Here is a 251-nt window from a genome sequence, read left to right as displayed (position 1 = left end):
TGACGGGGGACTGCTCGGCGCGGCGTGGCGGCAGCGGTTCCGGGCTACGCCCTTCACCGCTGCCGCCACGCCAGTACTCTCATCCTGATTGACGCGCTGCTCTCATCTTGTTTGACGCGCGGCAATCTAAAGACGCGCGGCGTGAACGACATTCTGATTGCCGTCACCGACGGCTTGAAGGGGATGCCAGAGGCGCTGGCGGTGGTATTTCCGGCAACCACGCTGCAGACGTGCATCGTCCACCTGATTCG

1 pseudogene is annotated in these 251 nt (G+C 63.7%); it reads left to right on the top strand.

The annotated features are described in order from the left end of the window. Positions 1–123 precede the first annotated feature (123 nt). Positions 124–251, top strand: a pseudogene (locus GWC77_RS28885) (transposase); the annotation flags it as partial.

It is taken from the genome of Paraburkholderia sp. NMBU_R16 (genome assembly GCF_013282575.1).
Taxonomy (GTDB): domain Bacteria; phylum Pseudomonadota; class Gammaproteobacteria; order Burkholderiales; family Burkholderiaceae; genus Trinickia.
The sequence above is the reverse complement of the archived record's forward strand: the minus strand, read 5'-3'. Positions and strand labels throughout refer to the sequence as shown.